At 66.3% G+C, this 20,767-nt stretch carries 31 protein-coding genes; 8 read left to right on the forward strand and 23 right to left on the reverse strand.

Annotated elements, in window-relative coordinates; genetic code table 11:
- Nucleotides 1-63: 63 nt before the first annotated feature.
- From MFF26_RS23460 to MFF26_RS23495, 8 genes are all read left to right on the forward strand, one after another.
- The gene (locus MFF26_RS23460) at nucleotides 64-237 is read left to right on the forward strand and encodes a hypothetical protein (protein WP_238308684.1); all 174 of its coding nucleotides are present in this window, start codon (nucleotides 64-66) and stop codon (nucleotides 235-237) included.
- A complete protein-coding gene (locus MFF26_RS23465) occupies nucleotides 206-958 on the forward strand; it encodes a glycosyl hydrolase 108 family protein (protein WP_238308685.1) in 753 nt (250 codons plus the stop codon). The genes MFF26_RS23460 and MFF26_RS23465 overlap by 32 nt, the downstream gene beginning before the upstream one ends.
- Before the next feature lie 3 nt (nucleotides 959-961).
- Nucleotides 962-1,567 carry a 3TM-type holin gene (locus MFF26_RS23470; protein WP_238308686.1) on the forward strand — a complete coding sequence of 202 codons (606 nt, stop codon included), beginning with the start codon at nucleotides 962-964 and terminating at the stop codon, nucleotides 1,565-1,567.
- 10 nt (nucleotides 1,568-1,577) lie between these two features.
- Nucleotides 1,578-1,994 carry a hypothetical protein gene (locus tag MFF26_RS23475; protein ID WP_238308687.1) on the forward strand — a complete coding sequence of 139 codons (417 nt, stop codon included), beginning with the start codon at nucleotides 1,578-1,580 and terminating at the stop codon, nucleotides 1,992-1,994.
- Nucleotides 1,995-2,098: 104 nt separating this feature from the next.
- Complete coding sequence (locus MFF26_RS23480; RefSeq protein WP_238308689.1) at nucleotides 2,099-2,536, forward strand: hypothetical protein; 438 nt, start codon at nucleotides 2,099-2,101, stop codon at nucleotides 2,534-2,536.
- A gap of 61 nt (nucleotides 2,537-2,597) precedes the next feature.
- A complete protein-coding gene (locus MFF26_RS23485) occupies nucleotides 2,598-2,969 on the forward strand; it encodes a hypothetical protein (RefSeq protein ID WP_238308690.1) in 372 nt (123 codons plus the stop codon).
- On the forward strand, nucleotides 2,969-6,016 hold the full coding sequence (locus tag MFF26_RS23490) for a hypothetical protein (protein ID WP_238308691.1): 3,048 nt from the start codon (nucleotides 2,969-2,971) through the stop codon (nucleotides 6,014-6,016). The genes MFF26_RS23485 and MFF26_RS23490 overlap by 1 nt, the downstream gene beginning before the upstream one ends.
- Before the next feature lies 1 nt (nucleotide 6,017).
- The gene (locus MFF26_RS23495; protein WP_238308692.1) at nucleotides 6,018-6,866 is read left to right on the forward strand and encodes a hypothetical protein; all 849 of its coding nucleotides are present in this window, start codon (nucleotides 6,018-6,020) and stop codon (nucleotides 6,864-6,866) included.
- Here the strand turns inward: MFF26_RS23495 and MFF26_RS23500 are convergent.
- The 23 genes from MFF26_RS23500 to MFF26_RS23610 form a co-directional block, all read right to left on the reverse strand.
- Entirely contained in the window at nucleotides 6,863-7,273 is a 411-nt protein-coding gene (locus MFF26_RS23500; RefSeq protein WP_238308693.1) for a hypothetical protein, read from the reverse strand. The two genes, MFF26_RS23495 and MFF26_RS23500, sit on opposite strands and share 4 nt — an antisense overlap.
- Nucleotides 7,263-7,475 carry a hypothetical protein gene (locus MFF26_RS23505; RefSeq protein WP_238308694.1) on the reverse strand — a complete coding sequence of 71 codons (213 nt, stop codon included), beginning with the start codon at nucleotides 7,473-7,475 and terminating at the stop codon, nucleotides 7,263-7,265. Before MFF26_RS23505 ends, MFF26_RS23500 begins: the two co-directional genes overlap by 11 nt.
- A gap of 10 nt (nucleotides 7,476-7,485) precedes the next feature.
- Nucleotides 7,486-8,052, reverse strand: coding sequence for a recombinase family protein (locus MFF26_RS23510; protein WP_283207421.1), 567 nt, complete (start codon nucleotides 8,050-8,052; stop codon nucleotides 7,486-7,488).
- Nucleotides 8,052-8,465: a hypothetical protein gene (locus MFF26_RS23515; RefSeq protein WP_238308695.1), complete on the reverse strand. Its 414-nt coding sequence runs from the start codon at nucleotides 8,463-8,465 to the stop codon at nucleotides 8,052-8,054. Before MFF26_RS23515 ends, MFF26_RS23510 begins: the two co-directional genes overlap by 1 nt.
- A 2-nt stretch (nucleotides 8,466-8,467) precedes the next feature.
- Nucleotides 8,468-8,692, reverse strand: a complete 225-nt coding sequence (locus MFF26_RS23520) for a hypothetical protein (RefSeq protein WP_238308696.1) — start codon at nucleotides 8,690-8,692, stop codon at nucleotides 8,468-8,470.
- Between the two features lie 239 nt (nucleotides 8,693-8,931).
- Nucleotides 8,932-9,117, reverse strand: coding sequence for a hypothetical protein (locus tag MFF26_RS23525; RefSeq protein WP_238308697.1), 186 nt, complete (start codon nucleotides 9,115-9,117; stop codon nucleotides 8,932-8,934).
- A complete protein-coding gene (gene dut, locus MFF26_RS23530) occupies nucleotides 9,114-9,623 on the reverse strand; it encodes a dUTP diphosphatase (RefSeq protein WP_238308698.1) in 510 nt (169 codons plus the stop codon). Before dut ends, MFF26_RS23525 begins: the two co-directional genes overlap by 4 nt.
- Nucleotides 9,620-10,096, reverse strand: coding sequence for a dATP/dGTP diphosphohydrolase domain-containing protein (locus tag MFF26_RS23535; RefSeq protein ID WP_238308699.1), 477 nt, complete (start codon nucleotides 10,094-10,096; stop codon nucleotides 9,620-9,622). The genes dut and MFF26_RS23535 overlap by 4 nt, the downstream gene beginning before the upstream one ends.
- Nucleotides 10,093-10,659 carry an HD domain-containing protein gene (locus MFF26_RS23540; protein ID WP_238308700.1) on the reverse strand — a complete coding sequence of 189 codons (567 nt, stop codon included), beginning with the start codon at nucleotides 10,657-10,659 and terminating at the stop codon, nucleotides 10,093-10,095. Before MFF26_RS23540 ends, MFF26_RS23535 begins: the two co-directional genes overlap by 4 nt.
- Nucleotides 10,659-10,946, reverse strand: a complete 288-nt coding sequence (locus MFF26_RS23545) for a hypothetical protein (protein WP_238308701.1) — start codon at nucleotides 10,944-10,946, stop codon at nucleotides 10,659-10,661. The genes MFF26_RS23540 and MFF26_RS23545 overlap by 1 nt, the downstream gene beginning before the upstream one ends.
- Before the next feature lies 1 nt (nucleotide 10,947).
- Complete coding sequence (locus MFF26_RS23550; RefSeq protein WP_238308702.1) at nucleotides 10,948-12,915, reverse strand: AAA family ATPase; 1,968 nt, start codon at nucleotides 12,913-12,915, stop codon at nucleotides 10,948-10,950.
- Complete coding sequence (locus tag MFF26_RS23555) at nucleotides 12,899-13,174, reverse strand: hypothetical protein (RefSeq protein ID WP_238308703.1); 276 nt, start codon at nucleotides 13,172-13,174, stop codon at nucleotides 12,899-12,901. The genes MFF26_RS23550 and MFF26_RS23555 overlap by 17 nt, the downstream gene beginning before the upstream one ends.
- The gene (locus tag MFF26_RS23560; protein WP_238308704.1) at nucleotides 13,161-14,141 is read right to left on the reverse strand and encodes a metallophosphoesterase; all 981 of its coding nucleotides are present in this window, start codon (nucleotides 14,139-14,141) and stop codon (nucleotides 13,161-13,163) included. The genes MFF26_RS23555 and MFF26_RS23560 overlap by 14 nt, the downstream gene beginning before the upstream one ends.
- Nucleotides 14,128-14,373: a hypothetical protein gene (locus tag MFF26_RS23565; RefSeq protein ID WP_238308705.1), complete on the reverse strand. Its 246-nt coding sequence runs from the start codon at nucleotides 14,371-14,373 to the stop codon at nucleotides 14,128-14,130. Before MFF26_RS23565 ends, MFF26_RS23560 begins: the two co-directional genes overlap by 14 nt.
- Nucleotides 14,366-14,983 (reverse strand): 3'-5' exonuclease, encoded by a 618-nt coding sequence (locus MFF26_RS23570; RefSeq protein WP_238308706.1) that lies wholly within the window; start codon nucleotides 14,981-14,983, stop codon nucleotides 14,366-14,368. The genes MFF26_RS23565 and MFF26_RS23570 overlap by 8 nt, the downstream gene beginning before the upstream one ends.
- Nucleotides 14,974-15,432 carry a Holliday junction resolvase RecU gene (locus MFF26_RS23575; RefSeq protein WP_238308707.1) on the reverse strand — a complete coding sequence of 153 codons (459 nt, stop codon included), beginning with the start codon at nucleotides 15,430-15,432 and terminating at the stop codon, nucleotides 14,974-14,976. Before MFF26_RS23575 ends, MFF26_RS23570 begins: the two co-directional genes overlap by 10 nt.
- An 82-nt stretch (nucleotides 15,433-15,514) precedes the next feature.
- Nucleotides 15,515-15,889, reverse strand: coding sequence for a hypothetical protein (locus MFF26_RS23580; RefSeq protein WP_238308708.1), 375 nt, complete (start codon nucleotides 15,887-15,889; stop codon nucleotides 15,515-15,517).
- A 51-nt stretch (nucleotides 15,890-15,940) separates the two neighbouring features.
- Entirely contained in the window at nucleotides 15,941-16,255 is a 315-nt protein-coding gene (locus tag MFF26_RS23585; RefSeq protein ID WP_238308709.1) for a hypothetical protein, read from the reverse strand.
- Nucleotides 16,252-17,205: a hypothetical protein gene (locus tag MFF26_RS23590; protein WP_238308710.1), complete on the reverse strand. Its 954-nt coding sequence runs from the start codon at nucleotides 17,203-17,205 to the stop codon at nucleotides 16,252-16,254. Before MFF26_RS23590 ends, MFF26_RS23585 begins: the two co-directional genes overlap by 4 nt.
- A 26-nt stretch (nucleotides 17,206-17,231) precedes the next feature.
- Nucleotides 17,232-19,259 (reverse strand): ribonucleoside-triphosphate reductase, adenosylcobalamin-dependent, encoded by a 2,028-nt coding sequence (locus tag MFF26_RS23595; RefSeq protein WP_238308711.1) that lies wholly within the window; start codon nucleotides 19,257-19,259, stop codon nucleotides 17,232-17,234.
- Between the two features lie 68 nt (nucleotides 19,260-19,327).
- Nucleotides 19,328-19,732 carry a Ros/MucR family transcriptional regulator gene (locus MFF26_RS23600; protein ID WP_238308712.1) on the reverse strand — a complete coding sequence of 135 codons (405 nt, stop codon included), beginning with the start codon at nucleotides 19,730-19,732 and terminating at the stop codon, nucleotides 19,328-19,330.
- 170 nt (nucleotides 19,733-19,902) lie between these two features.
- The gene (locus tag MFF26_RS23605; protein WP_238308713.1) at nucleotides 19,903-20,124 is read right to left on the reverse strand and encodes a hypothetical protein; all 222 of its coding nucleotides are present in this window, start codon (nucleotides 20,122-20,124) and stop codon (nucleotides 19,903-19,905) included.
- Complete coding sequence (locus MFF26_RS23610; protein ID WP_238308714.1) at nucleotides 20,124-20,750, reverse strand: hypothetical protein; 627 nt, start codon at nucleotides 20,748-20,750, stop codon at nucleotides 20,124-20,126. Before MFF26_RS23610 ends, MFF26_RS23605 begins: the two co-directional genes overlap by 1 nt.
- Between the last annotated feature and the right edge of the window lie 17 nt (nucleotides 20,751-20,767).

Below are 20,767 nucleotides of genomic sequence, written 5' to 3' on the forward strand. Positions count from 1 at the left end.
AACTAACCTTCAAGCTGCTAGTAGCAAAGCCTATATCCGGGAATGTCCCGCGAGAAGGCAATCATGGCTTACGGCACGCAGTCGGATCGACTGCGCGCTGCTGCCATGGCAAGGCTGGCTGGCAAGTCGACCAGCGAGTGGCTGCTTGGCCTGATCCGGGAGAACTACGCCGCCGTCTACGGCGACGCGCCCCCGGAGAACCTCGATGTCGGCAGAAACCAGCGTCGTGCGCCTTGAGGCGTGTCTGCCCTTCATCTTCGAGGGTGAGGGCGGCTATACGGCGAACGCGAAAGACCCCGGCAACTGGACCGGCGGCAAGGTCGGCAAGGGCACCCTGAAGGGGACCAAGTACGGCATCTCGGCCGGCGCCTACCCGACGCTCAACATCAAGGCGCTCACCCGGCCCCAGGCCGCCGAGATCTACCGGCGCGACTACTGGGACCAGGCCGGCTGCCACAGCCTGTCGGCCGGCCCGGACCTGCCCATCTTCGACGTCTCGGTGAACTCGGGCCCCGGCCGGGCCGTGAAGTTCCGCCAGCAGACGATTGGCACCCCGGAGCCCGTGGCGCGCATCAAGGCGATCTCGGCCAAGCGCCGTGCCTTCTACCAGGGCCTCTCGACCTTCAAGACGTTCGGCAAGGGCTGGATGGCGCGGGTCGCGAAGATCGAGGCTGCCGCGATCAAGATGGCGCTCGCCGCCACGGGCGCGAGCCCGGTGATCGTGCAGAAGACCCTCCGGGCCGAGGCCGATCTCGCCAAGGGCAAGGTGAAGACCGGCACCGCCGTTGGTGGGGCGGGGGGCAGCACTGCCATCGCTGGCGGCGCGGCAGCCACGGACTGGTTGCAGGTCGGTCTGGCTGTCGGTGCCGTGGCCCTGGCTCTGGCCATCACCTTCCACTTCGTTCGCGCGCACGCGGAGCGGGCCCAGGCCTTCGAGGCCGAGGCGGCGGGGGTCTGATCGATGTCACTCAACTTCTCCCAGGTCGACTGGGCACCCGTCGCCGGCCAGCTGATGAAGATCGGCGCGCCCCTGGTGGGCACGCTGATCGGCGGGCCGGCCGGAGCTATCGCCGGCAGCCTGATCGGCTCGCTGGCGAGCGCCATCGGCGCCGATCCGACGCCCGAGGCGATCTCCGACAAGCTCGCCAACGACCCGGACGCGCAGCAGGCAGTCCGCGATTTCGAGGCTGACAACCGGGTCCAGCTGGAGCAGGCGGTCGAGCAGACCAAGCGTCTCCAGATCGAGCAGGCCAACCTGTCCCTGCGCGCCGAGATCACGGCCGGTGACCGCTTCCAGCGGTGGGCCCGGCCGTTCAATATGTACTGCGTCGGCACCGTCACGCTCTGCTACGGCTTGTGCTGCGTGGCCGCGGCGGTCAACACCATCGTCACCCGCGATCCGACCGCGCTGACCCACCTGGTCAATCTCGGCGGCGCACTCACCACCGTGCTCATCCCCTCCGGCGCCGTAGCCGGCGTGACTGCCTGGCAGCAGTCCAAGGAGAAGCTCGCCGGGGTGATCCAGAAGCCGCCGCCCGCCGCCCTCGTCCCTGGCAAGAAGAAGTGAGGCTGGCATCGTGGGGAAGCAGTCGCGCTGGCAGCGCGGCAGGATGCCGGACGTCCCCGCGCACCAGCGCGAGCCGGATGACGATGTCCTGTCGTGTGGTCACTTCGGTCCTCGGGTCGATATGCCGAGGCAGCAAGGTTTCGAGGATCTGCACCCTGATCTCCGCGAGATCCTGGTGCGGATGGACAAGAAGGAAGCCGAGAACCTCGCCAACGGTCTCCAGATCCTGGTGCGGTTGGAGCCCCGAGACTTCGTCAGGATGCGGACCATCCTGCGGTTCATCAACATCCTCTACGGCATTGGATGGGTTCTCAAATGGATGGTCGCGACTTTTTTGACGGCCTTGGGGGCCGTCACCCTAGCCGGCGAGCAAATTCAGAAGATCTGGGGCTGGCTCTTGAGCTTGCTGAAGCTCGTTCGCCCGTAGCGGAGCTGTTCATCAAGGTCTGCTGCTGGGTCTGCTTCGGAGCGGCTGGTCTCCTGGGGGGCTGGACCGGCCAGCTCCTCGCCCAGAAGCACTACCCGATCTCGATGATCGAGCGCGTCAACCTCACGCCCGAGGTCAGGCCCGCCGATGCCCTGCTGCTCGCGCAGCATGTCGACCGGCACGACCAGTGCGACCTGGTGGTGAAGCGCACGATCACGACCTCCACCGGCCAACGGTTCTTCGTCAAGCAGGAGTTCGAGGAGGGCTTCGGCCCCCTCGGTGGTGACAAGTACATCCTGCCGGTCGAGATGCCGAGGACGGCCAGTCTTGGTCCGGCCCGCATGTACTCGAAGGCCTACAGCTGGTGCAGCTGGCTCGACTACATCGTCCCGTCGGAGGCGGAAGCGTGGACGATGGACTTCGTGTTCGCCGATACGACGATTACGGAACCTCGTCCGGTAAGCTTCCAGAACATCGGCGTCAAAGCAGCGCGCAATATCCCGACAAAGCCTTCTCAGCCTATCGAGGGGCAAGTTCAGTAATTGTCTGGATTTTCTATGGTACGTTTCGTACCGGGATATTATGTGGGGGACGGAGGGTCGAATGGGCAGCATCGGTAGTTACCTGCGGCAAGTCTTCAACGGCTCCGTCGGTGGGTCGCAGGAGAAGCGCGCCGCCGCTCAGCTGGCTGACGGCAGCTGGGCCGATGCAGTGGTGCTGATCGACATCGACGGCAAGCCCGGCACGGGCGAAGCCCCCGTGTCCGGCTTCACGGCGATCACCGTGCCGGGTCGCGGTTGGGGCTGCAACGTCACGACCGGCGGGTGGGTGCTGGTCACCGCGGTCGACGACACCACGGTCGACAAGTTCCTGAACGGTCCCGGCAACTACGAATACCCGGATCGCGTCAAGAACGTCATCCCTCATCCCACCAAACCGGCCGCTGTTCTCGACGGCGTCTACGGGAGGAAGTAATGCTGCCTTCCGCGCGTCCGCTCGGCGGGCTGAACTCTGTCTCCATTGGTGAGATCAAGCCGGGTGAGAGCGTGGTGCGCGGCACTGCGCCCATCGGCTTCACGGCTGTCTGCCGCAAGTATATCGACGGGGTTCCGACGACCCTCGGCGATGCCACCGTGTCGATCACGGGCGCGGTCACCTACAACCTCGCCTCGCCGGCCGTCGCAGGCGACAGGTACGATTTCTACGCGACCCTTCGGATCGCCTCGCTGACCGCGACGGTGCCGAACATCGGAGGTCTGCTCGGGCCGACGACGGCGTCCTTCACCATTGGCGCCCCCGCGAACTCCTCGATCCTCGTCTTCAACGGCCTTGGCCCCGGCGAGTTCGTCCAGACCCAGTCGCCCAACGACGGGCGCGGTGTGCTCGATCAGAACGGCCTCGCGTTCCTCATCGGCTCCTCGGCGTCCTCGCCCGGCGATACCCTCTACACCTTCACCACCAATCTCGGGCGGGTGCTCAAGACCACCGTCACCGCCCTGAGCCTGGTCCAGCCGATCCTGACGAAGACGCTCGGCTCCGCGACCGCGGCGAGCGTCTCCTTCGCGCAGCTCCCGGCCGGTGCCTCGATCACCAACCCGTCGAGCACGCCGGGCTCGTACTTCACCGTTAATGCCACGACGGGTGTCGTGAGCACGACCGCGGCGTTCGTGTCGGCTGCGCTCGGCTCCGTCACGCTCAACGTGGCGGTCAGGGACGCGGGCGACATCACCACCCTGCGGGTCGTCATCGCAGCCGGTGAGGTCGACGTCGACACGGGCAGCCGTCTGACGTCCGCGATCACCGCCGCCGCGGTGGGGGCCACGATTGGCCTGACGGACACCTTCGTCGATGGCGCTGCCGTGACGATCTCGCGGGTGTTCTCCGGCGAGATCACCCACCCGCACAAGGGCATCGGCCCGGCCGAGAGCATCCTCGACCCGACCTGCCTCACCGACAGCGCCGTTCCGAAGCTGACGGGCGGTCTCGTCATCAAGGCGCGTACCCTCTTCGCTCCGCGCTTCAACTTCAAGGTGACCCTCAACGGGCCCGAGAACATCGCGCTCGACGGCTTCGCGTTCCGCAACGTCGCGACCTCGGACAGCTACAACGCCAAGTTCAACGAGGTCTTGCCCCAGAACGAGGTGATCTGGATCCCGACGCTCTCGAACGGGGCGGTGACGGGTGTCTCGTCGTTCGTTCAGACCGGCAAGGGCTACCTCGCCAGCAAGAACGAGCGCCGCGTCTACATCTCGCACAACAAGCCCACGACGGTCGTGGGGATCACGAACACCAAGGCCGCGCAGCTCGTCGTCACCTACCCGAACCACGGCCTCGCGGCGGGTCGAGCGATCCGGTTCAACACGGACGGCGTGCTGCCGCGTCCGCTGTCGTCGCTGCTCTCGGACAGCTTCTTCGTCAAGGAGGTGCTCTCCGCGGACACCTTCACCGTCTCGATGACGAGCACTGGCGTCGCGGTGACCGTCTCGGAGCCCGGCTCCGGCACGCACTACTGCGGCCCCGGCTCGGGCTTCCTGGGTTGGTTCGACCCCGACGAGTTCGGCAACATCAACGAGACCACGCCGCTCACGATTGTCTCGCCGGGCCAGGGCTACGACGCCACGATGCGCTTCCGGCAGCCTCGGGTCGGGGAGACGACGCAGCTCGCCAACTGCCAGAGCAACATCGCCACGGCAGAAAGTGCCGTGCAGCTCGGGTTCTCGCAGAACACCCTGTCCAAGGTCATCGTCCGCAACTGCTCGTTCGGCAATCCCGGAGGTTCGGTCAACCGTATCCCGTGGTGCATCGACCTGCGCAACGCGGAGCAGGCCTACATCCACGATTGCGTCTTCGACAACTACTACATCGCCCTCCAGGTCTGGCAGTGCAACGACGGCGAGATCGCCCGTTGCTTGTCGGCTGGCAACGCGAACGACTTCTACCGCGAGTACACGGCCAACAGCCCGCTCGGAAATCAGCTCGCCACGGGGCCGCTGTTCCGTGTGCTCGGCAACGTCGGCGTCGATCCGATGTCGGCCGTCGACTGGTCGAACAGCCATGCCGACTGGATGCAGGTTGGAACCCAGCTCGATCTGTCGCTGCAGCACCGCACGGTGCTCCGCTTCAACCGTGTCTACTGGCCCGGCAACATCCTCAAGTTCCAGACCCAGCCCATCCTCAATACGCAGGGCTGGATCGCGTACTACTTCGACATCTCGGACAACCTGTTCATTTCGAGCACGCAAAACTATCAGCTCGGCTCCGCGGTCAACAAGGATCTGTGCCGGTTCTCACGCAACACCTGCATCCGCTATATTGAAGAGTGGACCGACCTCAACGCCTTCTCGCCGAAGTATCCTTCGTGCGTCGAGCCGTGGATGAACTATCGCGGCCCGTGGTCGGGGACGACCAGCTACGCCTACGGCCACGTCGTCAAGGTGGACGGGATCTACTACTCGTCGAAGATCGACGGGAACCTCGGCAACGCCGTGTCTGACACGGCCAAGTGGTTCCCGAACTACGTCTACGATGTTGGCATCTACGACAACATCATGGGCCAGATCTGGGCGAACGTCCCGAACGCGACGGGCCAGGATCGTGTGTCGTTCCTGCAAGACCCGGCGAACGACGACGGCGTCTTCACCAAGGAATGCTTCAACTTCCACGCCAAGGGGAACTTCTACTCCTCGAACTACACCGAGAGCGGCCCGACTTCCTTCCCGCAGATCTTCACGGGGGGCGCGGCGTTCTTCGACACCTACACGCTGCCGGGCGATGTCGTCGGGTATCGGGGGTACATCCCCAAGGTGCCGACGAACTCGTTCGCAGCCGCCAGGGCCGCCATCGACGCCGCGTTCTCGACCCGCGCCGGGTCGGCCGCGGCCGGTAGGGGCTACCTGCAGGAGGGCGGCGTGCCGACCTACCCGCTGCGGCCCGCCAACACCAATCGCATCACCCTCGAAAACGGATCTGGCTCACTCCTGAGCGAGAGCGGAGCCGGTTTCGTCACTCAAGAGGCCGCCTAAGATGTCCGACTACAAGCTCTCCGACGCAGCGTTCTCGCCGGTTGGCCCTGGCGGACCTGAGAGGACTTTGGTCGCCCAGGGGGCGTCCGGCAAGAACCTGTATCGTCTCCATAACTGGACTGCAGAGGTCGATCCGTCGAAGACGGACGACAGCAAGGCCGGGTACTCGATTGGCAGCCTGTGGTTCAACTCCCTCACCGGCATCCTCTTCCAGGCGCACAGCGTCGTGGAAGGCGCCGCACTCTGGCGCCAGCGGGGGCTCAACCACCGGGGCTACAAGCCCGACAACTGGTATGTCGGTGAGGGCCTCGGGCAGATCGCCGCCTCCGGCTCCACGGTGTCGGTGGGGAAGATGTACCTCTACAGCTTCTTCATCACCAGGGCGATCCTGATCTCGGAGCTTGGGTTCCGCACGGCTGCTACGGTCGCCGGCAATACCGAGGTGGCGATCTACGCGGGCCGCGCTCCCTACGGTCGCCCGTCGGCGCTGATCGGCTGCATCGGTCCCCTCGCCAACGCGGTGCAGGGGACGAACTACACTGGCGCCATCGTCGGCGGTAACAAGGTCATGGAGCCTGGCTTCTACTACGGTGCTTCGCAGGCCGACGCTGTGACGACCTACGTGGCGGTCAACAGCTCGAACAACACGGCGCCGAGTTCGCAGCTCGGATCGGCCAGTGTGGGCGGCGTGCTCAACCCCTCTCAGGGCATCACGGGCTTCGAGTTCGCGAACACCTACAACGCCGATCCGACCCAGACCTTCCCGCCGGATCTGACCAACATCGCGCTGACCGAGACCCTGGCGAACCGGGCTGCGCTCGTGGCCTTCAAGATCCCGGCTGCGGCCTAAGCCCGGTAGGGCCCAAGGAAGAGATCTCCGAGGGCCTTCCGCAGCAGGAACGTGACGCGACGCCTCCGAGCATGCTCGGGGGCGTCATATCGAATATGGCAGGACTGGCACCAGGCCACGAGGTTGCGGGGCGCACAGTCGCTCTCGTCGTGGTTCCGGTGGCAGGTCGAGAGCACGACGTAGGTGCGCCGCAGCTGCACCATGTCCCGGCCGGTTGGCTGGACCCCGCCCCGCCACTCCCTGGCCTCGGCATCCCACCAGCGCCCGTCGCCGAGGTGGCAGACGAGCGTCTTGTGAGGCCGGCCACAGCCCTCGCAGCGGCCGGCGGCCCGCTTGAAGCGGATCACCCCGCTGAGCTGTGGCCAGTCGATAGGATAGAACCCACGGTTCTCCGGCTTAATCGGCATCGGGCTGCAGCGTGAGGTTCACCATCCTCACCACCCAGTCGGCCGTCTGCGGCTGCACCGTCGAGCCGACCACGCGATCCTGGGCGTCGAAGATGATGCCCTGCTCGACCCGCCATGGTGCCGGGTGCGCAGGTGAACCTGGTGCGACCGGGGCACCGGCCGGCTTACGACCGCGGAACGGGAGGATCTGCGCGCTGTCCATACGGCGCAGCCTACAACGAAGTACGGCCTCCGGGGAAGTAGTCATAGAGCGTCGACACATGGACCCGAAGTCGTCGCGCTATAGAGGACATGGATAGACCGCGGTCGGCGATCAGGGCGCGGGCGACCGCGAGATCCTCCTCGGAGAGCGCCTTCGGCCGGCCGCCCCGGCGACCGCGGGCGAGCGCCGCCTTCATCCCCTCCATCGTGCGCTCGCGATTGAGGTCGAGGAAATACTCGGCCATGGCGCCGTGGATCTGGAGCGCGAACCGGCCGTGTGCGGTCTCGCTGTCGAAGTGCTCGGTGAGGCTCTGGAAGTGGACGGCGCGCAGGCGCAGCTCGTCGATGGTCCGCATCATCTCGGTGAGGGAGCGGCCGAGCCGGTCGAGCTTCCACACCACCAGCACGTCGTCGGCGCGGAGGAAGTCGAGGGCCCGGCCCAACTCGGGCCGGTTGGTGCCAGCCTTGCCCGACCGCTTCTCCTCGAAGATCCGGTCGCAGCCGGCGCGCCGGAGCGCGTCGAGCTGCAGGTCGAGGTTCTGATCGACGGTGGAGACGCGGGCGTAGCCGATCAGCATCAGCGGATGCTGTCCCCTGTGATAACCTTCGTGGGGTTCATGACGGTGGCCGCGACAATCCAGCTGCTGCGGATGAAGCCGCCTACGATCTCACCGGGGAACGCCTCGACCCAGCACCCATTCCAGTGCCGCAGCTCGTCGTCGGTGAGGTCGGCGATCATCTTGTCGAAGGGACTGCGGGTGTCGGGCACGACCCCGCCCGCCGCCTTCAGGTTGGCGAGCAGCGCCACTACCGCAGCCTCTGGCGTGCTGCCGCTACCAGAGAACTGGGGCGAGGCTTCGCCGAGCGCAGCCCCCGTATCGTTGCCGATCCCAGCATCCCAGTAGCCGTCGTTGTGGCTACTGAGGATGAACTCGGTGTCGCCCTGCTTGAGGGTCCGGCACTCGTCGATCAGTCGTTGGATCTGGCTCATGGTCAGGCCGTCTTCTCGATGGTGATGCGGTACGACCCGAGCGGGAAGCCGCCAGACTGGAGGCCTTCGAGGTTCCAGTGCCGGTGCAGGCTGTTGGTGCGGATCGCCTCGGCGACAATCTCCATCAGCGCGGCGCGCACCGGGTCAGGCACCGGCAGATTGGTTTCCATCGAACCCTCGGCCGGCCGGAGCGCGGCGAGCGGATCCTTCTTGGTGTCGTCGACCATAGGTGGCTCCATCGGAGGGCGAGGGTAGGGACGCCAGATGACGTACCCGAGGGCGAGGGCAGCCACGAGGGCAACGACCAGAGGGTTGTCGGTGAACATCTTCTACGAGCCTTTTCCCGTCAATAGTTTTCCCGAAGGGTTTCCCGACAAGAACGACCCGGTCGACTTGAGCCGACCGGGTACAAGTTCATGGCGTCGGGAAAGGGGTCGTTTTCCCTATGACATTTCTGCCACAGGGATCAGGAGCGGGCGAACCGCTTCCTGATGACCGGGACGACGAGCGTCACGATCAGGAGCGCCGCAACGGTGCAGACGTAGGCCGCGTACCCGTTCATGGTCAGCGACACATACGAGCGTTCGACGATAAGGACGGTCGAGACCTCGATGGTCTCCTGGCCGTTGATGGTGACGGGGATCGTGGTCATGCGACCTCCGGCTCGTGCGGCTGCACCGGCAGCTTGATCGGGACGTTCGCGTCCACACCCGTCGAGCCGAAGCCGCCCGCACCCCGCACGGTCTCGTCGAGGCTGTCGACCTCCTCAAACAGCGCCTGCCGGATCGGGACGAGCACGCCCTGCGCAATCCGGTCGCCGGGCTTCACGTCGTAGTGCCAGCGGTTGGTGTTGTGCAGGACCACGCCGATGCCGCCGCGGTAGTCGGCGTCGATCACGCCCGGCCCATTGTGGACGGTGATGCCGTGCTTCGACGACAGCCCCGAGCGCGGGCAGATCAGGAGCGCCCAGTTGGGCGGGATCGCCATCGCGATGTTGGTGGGGATCGTGACGTGCTCGCCGGGGTGGATCCGCAGCGTCTCCGGCAGGTCGCAGTGGAGATCCATGCCGGCGGCGTGCTCCGAGCCGTAGCTCGGGATGATCGCGGTCTTCGAGAGCCGCCGGATCTTGAGGGGGAACTTCAGCTGAAAGATCGTCACGACTTCCTCGGGGGCTGGTTGAAGGTCAGTTGACGGCCGGGGGCCTGCTGGCCGGAGACCTGCCAGGGGTAGCGAAAGCGGTCATCCTTGCCTGAGCCCTTGTCGTAGAACTCGATGAGGAAGCTGAGATTGCACGCAGCCAAAGCTAGGTGCGGTAATCCGCTCTCGTCGTCGAGGTCTTCACCTTCGCGGAAGGCATCCAAATGGCGCTGCATGCTCTCGTAGACTTCCGTCCACTTGAAGCCTTTGCGCCAGTTGTGCTCGTCGTACTTCGCCGCGCCGTACATCAGCCCGTAGGCCGCGTAGCGGTTGAGGCTTGAGGGCACGAGGCTCAAGCGGATCTTCCCGCTGTTGAAGCGGAGGCCCACAGCCGGCGCTTCGGTACGTTCCGTACCGTCTGCGGCGGGCAAAGCTTCGCCCGGCTCAGGCTCAACTTTCGGTGGTCGCTCGTTGACGACCCAGTTCTCGCTCACTGCGTCTGCTCCTCACGAAAGAGCCGGTGGAACCGGCGGGTCCAGGAGGTGGCGGCCACCTCCCTGGTGACGGGGACGATGTGGATGCCAAGCTTGTTCTCCTCAGCGATCTCACAATCCGCCGGCTCCATGTGGTCGAACATGAAGAGGCGCTCGTCGTAGGAGATGCGGCTGTCGAACGGCTTGATCGCGTCGAAGGCCCAGGCCGGCACACCGAAGACGTGCCCCAGGCGGCCCATGCAGCAGGCGTCGACCTGCCGGATGCCCTCGCAGAGCACCTTGAACGGCCGGGGCACCTCACCCGTGAACAGCTCCGGCACGTCGTGGATGAGGGCCGCACGCTGCTGGTGCTGGCAGGGACCGACGAGGAACGACAGCAGGTAGCTGTGCTGCGCCACCGAGATCTCGCGGTCGCCCGCGCCGCCGAAGCGCGCGAGACGGGAGAGGCCGCGACCGATCAGCGGGACCGGCAGGTCATGGGCCTCGAAATTGTAGGCGTCGATGCGCCGGCCGGAGCCGAAGTAGACGCTGGGGCCGGGCGTGGGGCAGGAGGTCTGCAGCATCACGCGGCCTGCGCTTCGGTGAAGTAGTGGTTGGACGGCGCCTTGGTCCGGCGCGGGCGAAGGTAGAGCTGGGTCCACCGGCACGGCGTCATGACCGTGAACATCTCGTGGGTGCCAGCCTCGTAGCAGGCCCGCGCCGCGGCGATGCGCTTGGCGGCCTCCTCCGGCCAGCCCGTCATCGACGGCGGGCGCTGAGCGACCAGGCAGGTCTCCCAGCCCGGCCGTGGCGGCGGTGCGGAGCCGCCCTTCAGGTTGAGCCCCATGGCTCGAAGGCGCTTCTGGACCACGTCAATTCTCCAGGTGGATGACCCGCGGCGCGGCCGGCCGCTTGTGGGTCACGATGATGATCTGGCTGAGCTTGCCCTCCAGGGCGCAGAAGGCGTCGTGGAGGTGGCGGGCCCGCTCTTCGTCCATGGACGCATCGGCCTCGTCGGCCATGAAGACGGGGAAGACCCCGTTCGTCAGGATGCGGCCAAGCCCGAGCCGGAGAGCCAGGTTCGCGCACACCTTGCCGGAGCCCGACAGGGTGGCGAGAGGCTGGCCATCCACCTCGATCTCGAAATCCTCGTCGACCACGATGCGCGTGCGCGCACCGCCGGTCATCTGGCTCAACAGGTACGAGGCGACGCGCGAGAGCGTCGGCACCAGGAAGCTCTTGGTGTCCTCGCGCAGCTCGTTCATCGCCGCCTTGCCGTTGCGCCAGCTGCGCTCCTCGCGCCGAAGATCGGTGAGCCGATCCCGGCCCTGCGCCCAGTCGGAGAAAGCTTGCTGATAGCTATCTGATTGGGTCTCGTAGACCCGAGCCACCGTCAGCAGCGCCTCGGTGTCGGCGAGGCGGCCCGGAGGAAGCAGCTTGCGGGCAGCAGCCAGCGTCTCGCGCATCCCGGTCGCCTTCACCTCCCACGCTTGGCGGCGCTGGCCGGCAGCCTCGGCGGCGGCACACTCCTTCTCCCAGGCACGCAGGTCGGCGGCGAGGCGCTGCACGTCCGCCCGGCTGTAGTCCGGGTTGATCCCCAGCGCCTTGATCGCGTCGTACTGCTCGTGCTCGTGGACAGCACCCTTGGCCTCGCGCGGATCGTGCTGGGGCTGGTCCGCCTCGGGCACGTCCCGCAGGCGCTCCCACTCCGCGATGATCGCCGGCTTCGACCAGTTGCGCAGCGCCATCGCTTCGATGTGCAGGTTGAAGGGGTGGCCGATCACCGGCAGAGCGGCGAGGTCGGCCTCGACCTGCGCGATCTGGGCGTCGGCCGTGGTGAACGGCTTGCCGCACGGGCAGGTCAGCACCGGGCTCTGCCGGAGGCGAGCCAGCTCGTCCTCCAGGGCCTCGCGCCGCAGCTCGCTGTCGATCTGCTCCTGGGTCAGGGTCGGCTGCGGAAAGGTCCGGCCGACGAACCGCTGGCGCTCCTCCCACAGCCGGTGGGCGGCGACCGCGGCCTCGGCAGCAGCCAGGTTGAAACCATAGGTGCGCAGGCCGAGGATCTGGTCGGCCTTCTCCAGGGTGTCGAGCGGGACGTCGGTGGGGCAGGCGCGGAGTTCATGCAGGGCAGGCGGGTTCGTCAGGAAGGCTTCCGCCCGCACCGCCGCATCGGCGGCGTCCCGCAGCTGGATCACCAGCTCACTCAGTTCGGCCGCCGGCCGGTAGCCGGCCGGCTTCTCGGGCTTCACCGGCTCCGCGCCCAGGCCCTTCTCCAGCCCGACGATCTCGCGCGAGACGCCCAGCGCCTGCTCGCCGCACCACTTCGCGATAGCCTCGATCTGGTCGGCGCCGATGAGCTTGTCGACCATAGCCTTACGCTCGGCCGGGCGCAGCTCGGACAGGCGCTCGGCATCGCCCTGGTTCGCCACGTTGGCGACCCGGAACACGTCGAGGCCGTAGCCCAGCAGCTTGACGATCTGGGCGTTCACCGGCTTGGAGCCGACGGCCAGGGTTTCGCCTCCGTGGCTACCCCCACCCCCGGTGAAAAGCCCGGTGAGGGAGGCGTTCTTGGCCGTGCGCTCGATCCGGTAGCGGGTGCCCCGGATCTGCACGACGCCCGAGACCCGCATGTGCCGGTAGTCTTCGGTCTTGCCGCGCAGCGCCGCGGTGCCGAACAGCAGGAACTCGATCAGCTCCAGGTTCAGGGTCTTGCCAGCTTCGTTGGCACCCGTGATGGCGGTCAGGCCCCGCTCGAAAGAGAGGCTGCGGTCGAAGCCGCGGCCGAGGGGATAGTGATCGGTCGGCGGGAAGCGGACGGTGTATTCAAGCTGCTCGATCATAGTAAGCCTCAAGTGCCGGACCCTTGCCCATCGCGCGAAGGGTCTGTTTCAGACGTTCAAGAAGTCTCGACGCAGTTGCGTCCGCCTTTACGCTCCTGATGGCCTTGAGGTATTCTTCATCGCCCCTCGCTGCATGCTTGCACAGGTGGTTGAGCAGGTACTGCTCGTCGGGAGTGAACTGGACACCCTGCATGAGGATGCCCAGCCCAACCAGGTAAAAGTGCCCTTCAGCGGGCTCGATGCGTTCACGCGAGGTCACGGCCGAAGGTCTCCGTCCACCGGGTCTCGATCTGCTCGCGCACCTCGGGGACGATCTCGTGGGCATCGAGCGCGGCCTTGGCCGCCTGCGTGGTGTCGAAACCGTCCAGGGAGATGTCGGCCGGGGCCTCCTCGACCTCGACCGGACGCATGCGCTGGACGTCCCAGGAGCGGCAGTCCGGGATGGTCTCCGGGGCCTGCTCGCCGGGTTGGAGCTGGAGGCGGACGCAGGCGCCGGACAGGATGTCCTTCACCTCATCAAGCTGGTCGAGCGTCAGGGTGATGTACCGGACGAGGTCGCACTGCTGCCCGTCCTCGCCTTGCGCGTAGGGCTGCATCGAGCCCACCACGGTCACGTCCACGCCGTCGCGCCGGAAGCTGTCCGGCTTATGGATGTGGCCGGTGTAGGCCGTGGTGATCCCCAGCTCGGCCAGCTCGCGGGTCGGGATCAGGTTATGGGGCGAGGACCGGGGGTCGACGTCCCAGTGGCCGTAGGCCACCTTCGGCCCCAGGATCTTGATCGCCTTGGCCGCTTCGCCGAGCATCTCGACGGCCGACAGCGTCGGGCTCCAGGGCAGGAGCACCAGGTCCGGGCTAATCATCGGGTGGATGACGCACTGGATGTTCTGGACGCCGCGCACGAGCTGCCCGAACACGTCCCAGGCCGTCACCTCGCTGAGGTCGCGGCTGTCGTCGTGGTTGCCCTGGATGATGTAGAAGGTGGTGCGCGGGTTCGACACCGCAGCGGCCATGTAGGCCTGGGCAGCGAAGAGGAGGTCGTCGTAGGAGACCTGCGGCTTGTCGAAGAGGTCGCCCATGCAGATGTGGACGTCCGCGCCGGCCGGGTCGAGCTGGCGCACGAAGTCCTCGCGCACCATCAGCTCACGCTCGCCGCGGCGAGCGAGCGGCACGCCCTTGTTAAAGCGGCGGCCGAGGTGGGGATCGCCGAGGCGCTTAGGTGCGGTCATAGGGATCCTCGAAAATGTTCAGGGTCTGACGACCGAAATCGATGACGATCTTCTCGGCACGGATCGAATTGGCGGTCATGTCTTCCCAGCGGAGGGTGCCAGTGATGAGGCTGTCGCCGTCGATCACCCGAGTGGTGGCGGGCGACACCACCGGCTCCAGGGGAGCCACGCGGCCCAGGACCGGCGCAGCCGCGCCGAGCCCGAGCAGCCCGAGAAACGAGCGCCTACGCATTGAACACCGCCCGGATCTGGTAGAGGCAGTCGTTGAGCGCGTTGTGCGCCTCACCGACGTTCTCGATGGTCTTCCAGTATTCGTACCTGTTCTCGTGACCCTTCCCGAGCAGGTAAGAGTTCAGGTCCACTGCCTCACGGTAGTGGAACGGCTGCATCAGGCCGTATTGCCGGAAGTAGGAGTTGATGAAGTTGTAGTCGAAGGTGGTCGGCTTGCCCCAGAAGGCACGCGGACAGATCGACGGGCCGGCGGCGACCCACTCCCAGAACGCCCGGATGACGGTCTCGGCCGGCTCGGCGCGCTGGAGGATGGGGCCGAGCACGGTCGGCTTGTCCATCCACCAGTCACGGGTGTCCTCCGACCAGTACCGGCCGGACGGGACCATGAGGCAGCGGTCGAAGAACTTGTGGTCGATCTCCTTGGTGTGCCGGTTGAAGCGCACCGCGGCGATCTGCAGGATCGCGTTCTCCTCCGGGTTGGTCCCGGTGGTCTCGATGTCGATCATGTAGTCGAACATCGGCGCGCCCGGCTGCGGAGCGTGGAAGCCGCGGTGCTCCCGCTCGACCGCAACCTCGTTCGGTCCGATCTGGACCGTCTCGGTCACCGCCACGCGGGGCGGCTCCCCGCGGGGGTCTTTACCGTCGTACATTCGAACCACTCCATCTCAGTCCAGGCCATGGACTTGCGGCTGTTGTTGGTCTCGTAATCCCGAATGACGTTCATCGGCAGAATATACCAGTCACCCGTCGCCAACCGATGCACAAATACTAAATATTGGCCCCCAGCCGCGGTGATGCGAGCACCGTGAGCATTCTGCCCCACCTTCAAAAGCTTGAACTCGAACAGCGTCTCGTGCTGGGTGCTCTTCACCTCAGCGAAGAACATCTTGCCGAGCACGGCGCAGATGTAGTCCGAGGGGGTCGCATCGACGTGACCGACCCGGCCGGTGAGGCCCTTGATCGCTGCAGCGTCCTTGATGCGGTAAAAGTAGCCGTCTTTACCGAGGGCGGTAATGGAGGCTTCGAAGAGAGCCTCAGTCGGCTTGCCGGTGTTTCTCATGACGGTACGTTTCGTACCGAAAGGGGCCGCAAGTGACAAGCACCAGCGGCCCCAATTTATTCCTTGACAGACGGTGTGAGGACTACGCGGCCAGCTCGACGTTGTGCGGCAGATACACCACCACGGCGGTGTAGAGCTTGGTCACGTCGAGGGTGTCCCCACCGGCCGCGTCGGTCAGAGCCTGCACCAGCCCGGTCGCGGTGTAGGTCCGGGCGTAGCCGTAGATCGACTGCGGGCCGTAGGCGTGCATCAGGTCGATGAGGCTATCGACCTTCATGCTCTTGACGGTGCCGGTGAGGGTCTTGCCGTCGGCGAGCTTGAGCTGGACCTCGCGGTTGATCTTCAGCCGCTCGTAGAGTTCGACGCCCTTCTCGAACACCGAGATCTCGGCGCCTTGCGGGATGTTCGGGACTTCACCGGGCACCGTGATGACCGGCAGGGACGGTTTCGCAGCCATGATGATGTATTTCCTTCAACCAGATCAGATATGGTGGCGGGCCGACCTGACTTATTCCTCCGGCGGCTTGGTTGCGATAGGCACAAACCATTTCTGCGCCTCGGGCGAGAGCTGGTTGAACCGCTCGCCGCTGAGCATCTGATGGCGCAGGGCACCAGGCTCGACCTCGGGACCGCCGGACAGCTGCAGGAGCTGCATCAGCACGATCTCCTTGATGTCGAGGATCGAGGTGCCCTGGCCCGGCTTGAACCGGAAGGCGGTGTTCTCGGTCGTTGGCATCGGCGCATCGCCGGCCTCGTCGATAGCCTCGGGCGGCGCAGCCGCCTTGGTGGCTGGCTTGCGGCGGGTGGACTTGGCGGCGGTCACGCGCATTCTCCTGCGAGGGTCTTACGGTACTGGATCCACCCCGGCCCGAGATTGCCGGCGAGGTGGGCGTTGGCCCAGCTGCCGTCGGGCAGCCGGGTATCGGGGGTGGCCTGATGCTCCGCGGGGCTCGCGTGCATCGGCTGCGCGGTCACGAGCCGGTCGTGCCGGGCGACTTCCTCGGCGATCGTCAGCTTCGCCTCGTGGAAGGGGGTGTAGGAGACCTGGGCGCACCGGGTGACCGAGACCTTGACGCCGGCCATCTCAGCCTCGTTGGTGGCGTCACCGATCTCGACCATATCTTCGGTCGAAACGTAGGGCATGTGCCACTCGCCCGGCTGGAGCCGCTGCGGCTCACCGTACTCGGCCAGCGCCTCCTTCATCGCGACCGCGAGGTCGCGGATGTGCGGCTCGGCCATCTCGTGGTCGCGCAGGGCGAAGAAGTTGTCCCACTGGGTGCCGGTGACGACCACGTCGATGTGCATGAACGGCTCGATGAGCCGATTCACGACCTGCTTGTGGTAGCCGGCATCGTGGAAGGCCTGGGCGGCCTCGACGGCATGATCGCGCGCACGAAGCCATGCCTCCTCGGGGCGCAGCTCTGCGGGTTCGTTCAGCTCGTCGAGCCACATAACCGGAGCGTCGTTCTCCTCCGACGCCTGCATCCCCTTCTCGTTCTTGCCCCAGTAGCGGGGGATGAACGGGTCATCCATCACCTCCTGGATCAGCCGCGGAACCGGCACAGCGCGCGACGAGCGCGCGTTCCGGGACAGGCTGGGGTCGTTCATGAGGCCGGGCGTCTCGGGCTCGAACTCGGTTTCCGAGAGCACCCGGTGGGTCTTACTCTCGGCGTGGATGATCCGCGGGTAGCGGAGCTGGAAGGAGGTGATCGGCGGGGCATCAGGATGCCCCACCGAGCGCCGCAGCACCTTCGCAAGTGTTTGACAAGCCATCGTATTTCCCTCGCAGTCAGGATGGATCAACGGATCGGGCAGGCGCCCGTGGCGCACTCACCGAGGTCGAGCAGCTCACCCGAGGTGTCGCCGGACAGGTCGACGTGGCTGAGCGTGCTGGCGTAGGCCTCGTACCGCTCGCGGGAGACGCACTCCTGCGGGAGGTACTTGAAGCCGAGCTGTTCGGCGGTCGCGAACGGGTCGTTCCGCTTGAGGAAGCTGACGCCGATGAACTCGTCCCAGTGCTCCATGAACCAGTCGACCATGGCCGGGATCTCGGCATCGTCGAAGTTGATGGTGATGGAGCAGTTGTGCTGGACGTAGTGGTTCATCAGCAGCCGGTAGCGTTCCAGCTGGCTGACGGCGCTCTCCTGGTTCACCTCCAGGTGCTCGCCGGTCGCCGGGTCCAACACCTTCGTGAAGGCCGGGCTCGCCGGGTACTCGACCGGGAAGCAGATGAGCACCCCGGTCGGGTCGTTCGGGTTCGGCCGCATGCGGTAGCCGGCGGCCTCGAACAGCGGCAGGGTCGGGTCGTTGTGGGGATAGTTGACCCAGTTGAAGATCCACCGGGACAGGGCCAGGTGAGCGCCCTCGTGAACCTCGTCGCCCTCCAGACCCAGCGCCTTGGATGAGGTGCCGGCCGGCTGGACCTGCGTGACCCGGCGCGCCCGCGGGGTGCCGAACTCGTCGGCCATGCTGTCGGCGCCGGCAATCGCCGCGTCGCGCACCGCCTCCAGCATCTTCGGATCGCTGATACCTTCCCAGGCCACAGCGCCGGTCGGCGACACGCCGCACAGCCGGAGCAGCTTCTGGGCATCGTTCCAGGGGAGCTGGAGCACGCCGTCGCGCATCGAGACGCAGGTCTGCCGGTAGTTGGCGCGGCCGGCGATCCACTGCGCCCGCAGCAACCCGGCAAGGTCGCCGTTGAAGCGGTGCCAGACGTTCTGGACGAGGTTGCAGAAGCCCTTGTCCGAGAGGAGGATCTCGAAGCAGGGGTTGAAGCCCTCCATCTCCGGGGCGCGACGGCGGGCGTGCTCAACGTTGACGAAGCCAGGCTCGCCGGTCGGCAGGATGCGGCGCAGCAGTTCCTCGATCACGGCCGGCTCGGGCTTCCGCAGGAAGCCGATGGAGTTGTTGGACTGCTCGCGCTGCCCCTCGCCGCGCTCCCACCGATCGGTCTTGAAGTCGGCGTACCAGCCCAACTCGGCGATGAGGCCGCGCAGCGTCGTCTGCTCGGTCTCGATCACGCAGCACTGCGCCGAACGGCGCGAGCTGAGCACGGTGCCGAGGTGGTTGATGGTGTCGATGATCTCGCCCTCGTCCAGCGGCCGGTGGGCGGCGCGCTGCATGAGCCGGGCGATGCTGGCCATCGAGCGCGACAGCGGCTCCCAGCCCGACGAGATCCAGCCGTAGCCCCGCAGGCGCTTGCCGCCCGGACGCAGCTCGGAGAAGTCGAGCACCAGCTCCCGCACCCGCGGCTTCTCACCGAACAACATGCCGATAGCCTTGGCCCAGCCCTTGGCGCTGTCGCCGAAGGTGATGCGCCAGGTGCCGGCCGCGATGTCGATGTGCTCCGAGCTGTCCTCGGCGCCGCCGCGGTCAGTGCGCTCGCTCGGTACGATGCGTACCGACGTGATCGAAGACGGAAAACCGGAGAGGAGGCCAACGACAGGCTTGAAGCCGACGCCGCAGCCGTTGAGCAGGAGCCAGAAGATGTCGACCAGATCGGCCGGCGTGCGCGCCAGCGAGAAGCAGCAGTTGAAGGCGCCGGCAGCGCGCTCCTTCACGAGGTCGGTGCCGCCCATCCACTTCACGCGGCCGGACATCGAGGTGTGGCGGGCGAGCATCAGCCCCGCCAGCTCGTGCAGTTCCAGGGCCTCTTCACGGTTCAGGGGGCGGCCGACCTGGCGCTCCCAGAGCCACTGCTGGTGGCCGATCACACGGGCATGCGCCTCGTCGGGGGTCTCGAACTGGGTGCCCTCTTCGTCGAGCGGGCGCAGGTAGGTACGGCGGTGAACGTGCTGAGCACGCACCGATGGGACGGCGGTCTGCATTTTCAGGGGGTTCCAGGCTTCAGGATCAGAAACGGAAGCGGGCGCTGCCACGGCAGCGCCCGTTCAGGTCAGGCCTCCTCGACCTGACGGCGGCCAAAGCCGCGCGAGACCGCGATCTTCCGGCGCTGCTCGCTGTAGGCGGGCGCGGTGATCGGGTAGTCGGCGGGCAGGCCCCACTTCTTGCGGTACTCGTCGGGGGTGAGCCCGACCGTGGTGAGCACGCGCTTCATCGACTTGTACGACTTGCCGTCCTCGAAGCAGAGGATGCCGTCGGGCTTGACGCTGTCGCGGATCTCCTTGGGGGTGAGCTGACGCCGCGGGGTCCGACCGCCGAACTCCTCCTCGGGCACCGACGGATCGAGCGCCTTCTTCAGGGTCTCGGTGACCCGCGGGATTTCCTCCAGCGTGCATGGGTTCGTGGAGAGGTAGGCGGCGAGAACGTTCGCCAGTTTGGAGTTCGCGGGGGACGACATCGGGATCAAGCGGCCTCTTCGACAGAGTAGATTTGTGGTTGAGACGACGAGCTTGGGGACGCAGCTGCGTCGGGGCCTCGTCTTAACCCTTCGGTACGTTTCGTACAAAGGGAATTTAACGACAGGGGGCTGTTTTACAACGTCCCTGTCGTGGTGTTGGACTTGCCGATCTAGTTCTCGGTGGCTTGCGACTGCCGCAGCTGGGCGACCATGTCAGCTTCCACCAGGGCCGCGAAGATGGTGGCGGTGGCGGTGATCTGGGCGGCGACCAGGCGCGTGCCGTCCGTGGGGCTGATATAGCTGGGGAGCCCGCCGGATTTTGCAGCCTCGTGGCGAGCCAGGGTGCCCATGATGACCGCCCGCTCGAACAGGGCGTTGGTGCGCGCGTCCATCACGCGGCCTTCAGACCGGCCGCATCGAGCTTCGCGGACAGCTCCGCGAACGCGGCGGCCAGCGCCTGACCCTCGGTGCGGAACGCCTCCATGCGCTTGGCGAGCTGCTCCTGCTCGGCGCGCAGCTCGACGATCACGCGGTTGCCCTCGGCCGGGCCGAAGTTCTGCGAGCGCAGCTGCTCAACCCAGAGGACGCTGGTGCCGAGATCGGCGGCGACCAGGCTATCATCCCAGCCCTCGCGATAGCCGACGAGGTCGTTCTCGTAGGTCTCCTCCAGCTTGGCGTTGATGATGCGGCGGTCGGCGAAGGTCAGTTCACGGGCCACGGTTGGCTCCTCGGCGTTGTCAGGCTTCGGGGTGACGAGCGTCAGGATCGCTCGCTGTTTCGTCGGGTTGCAGGTCGGGCAGAGGTGTCCGCCGGGGACGCGGCTGACGTACCAGCCGAGGCGCGTGAACCGCTTGGTCAGCACCTCCTCGCCCATCGCCCCGGCGCTGACGCTGATCGGCATCGACGCCGTCTCGGGGCAGTGACTGCACTCGATGAAGTTGTGGTTGCGGCGTTTCCGGCTCTCGTCCTCAACAGATCGAACCGGAAATATCAGTTCCTGCTTGATGTTGCGTCTCATGTTTCCCTCGCAGTTCC

Origin of the sequence: Methylorubrum suomiense, assembly GCF_022179765.1 — a bacterium.
Taxonomy (GTDB): domain Bacteria; phylum Pseudomonadota; class Alphaproteobacteria; order Rhizobiales; family Beijerinckiaceae; genus Methylobacterium; species Methylobacterium suomiense.

Bases quoted from the DNA above. Each gene is read 5' to 3' on its own strand.
- MFF26_RS23460 (WP_238308684.1), top strand. From the start codon at position 64: ATGGCTTACGGCACGCAGTCGGATCGACTGCGCGCTGCTGCCATGGCA.
- MFF26_RS23465 (WP_238308685.1), top strand. From the start codon at position 206: ATGTCGGCAGAAACCAGCGTCGTGCGCCTTGAGGCGTGTCTGCCCTTC.
- MFF26_RS23470 (WP_238308686.1), top strand. From the start codon at position 962: ATGTCACTCAACTTCTCCCAGGTCGACTGGGCACCCGTCGCCGGCCAG.
- MFF26_RS23480 (WP_238308689.1), top strand. From the start codon at position 2,099: ATGATCGAGCGCGTCAACCTCACGCCCGAGGTCAGGCCCGCCGATGCC.
- MFF26_RS23485 (WP_238308690.1), top strand. From the start codon at position 2,598: ATGGGCAGCATCGGTAGTTACCTGCGGCAAGTCTTCAACGGCTCCGTC.
- MFF26_RS23490 (WP_238308691.1), top strand. From the start codon at position 2,969: ATGCTGCCTTCCGCGCGTCCGCTCGGCGGGCTGAACTCTGTCTCCATT.
- MFF26_RS23495 (WP_238308692.1), top strand. From the start codon at position 6,018: ATGTCCGACTACAAGCTCTCCGACGCAGCGTTCTCGCCGGTTGGCCCT.
- MFF26_RS23500 (WP_238308693.1), bottom strand. From the start codon at position 7,273: ATGCCGATTAAGCCGGAGAACCGTGGGTTCTATCCTATCGACTGGCCA.
- MFF26_RS23505 (WP_238308694.1), bottom strand. From the start codon at position 7,475: ATGGACAGCGCGCAGATCCTCCCGTTCCGCGGTCGTAAGCCGGCCGGT.
- MFF26_RS23510 (WP_283207421.1), bottom strand. From the start codon at position 8,052: ATGCTGATCGGCTACGCCCGCGTCTCCACCGTCGATCAGAACCTCGAC.
- MFF26_RS23515 (WP_238308695.1), bottom strand. From the start codon at position 8,465: ATGAGCCAGATCCAACGACTGATCGACGAGTGCCGGACCCTCAAGCAG.
- MFF26_RS23520 (WP_238308696.1), bottom strand. From the start codon at position 8,692: ATGGTCGACGACACCAAGAAGGATCCGCTCGCCGCGCTCCGGCCGGCC.
- MFF26_RS23525 (WP_238308697.1), bottom strand. From the start codon at position 9,117: ATGACCACGATCCCCGTCACCATCAACGGCCAGGAGACCATCGAGGTC.
- MFF26_RS23540 (WP_238308700.1), bottom strand. From the start codon at position 10,659: ATGCTGCAGACCTCCTGCCCCACGCCCGGCCCCAGCGTCTACTTCGGC.
- MFF26_RS23550 (WP_238308702.1), bottom strand. From the start codon at position 12,915: ATGATCGAGCAGCTTGAATACACCGTCCGCTTCCCGCCGACCGATCAC.
- MFF26_RS23560 (WP_238308704.1), bottom strand. From the start codon at position 14,141: ATGACCGCACCTAAGCGCCTCGGCGATCCCCACCTCGGCCGCCGCTTT.
- MFF26_RS23565 (WP_238308705.1), bottom strand. From the start codon at position 14,373: ATGCGTAGGCGCTCGTTTCTCGGGCTGCTCGGGCTCGGCGCGGCTGCG.
- MFF26_RS23575 (WP_238308707.1), bottom strand. From the start codon at position 15,432: ATGAGAAACACCGGCAAGCCGACTGAGGCTCTCTTCGAAGCCTCCATT.
- MFF26_RS23580 (WP_238308708.1), bottom strand. From the start codon at position 15,889: ATGGCTGCGAAACCGTCCCTGCCGGTCATCACGGTGCCCGGTGAAGTC.
- MFF26_RS23590 (WP_238308710.1), bottom strand. From the start codon at position 17,205: ATGGCTTGTCAAACACTTGCGAAGGTGCTGCGGCGCTCGGTGGGGCAT.
- MFF26_RS23595 (WP_238308711.1), bottom strand. From the start codon at position 19,259: ATGCAGACCGCCGTCCCATCGGTGCGTGCTCAGCACGTTCACCGCCGT.
- MFF26_RS23600 (WP_238308712.1), bottom strand. From the start codon at position 19,732: ATGTCGTCCCCCGCGAACTCCAAACTGGCGAACGTTCTCGCCGCCTAC.
- MFF26_RS23605 (WP_238308713.1), bottom strand. From the start codon at position 20,124: ATGGACGCGCGCACCAACGCCCTGTTCGAGCGGGCGGTCATCATGGGC.
- MFF26_RS23610 (WP_238308714.1), bottom strand. From the start codon at position 20,750: ATGAGACGCAACATCAAGCAGGAACTGATATTTCCGGTTCGATCTGTT.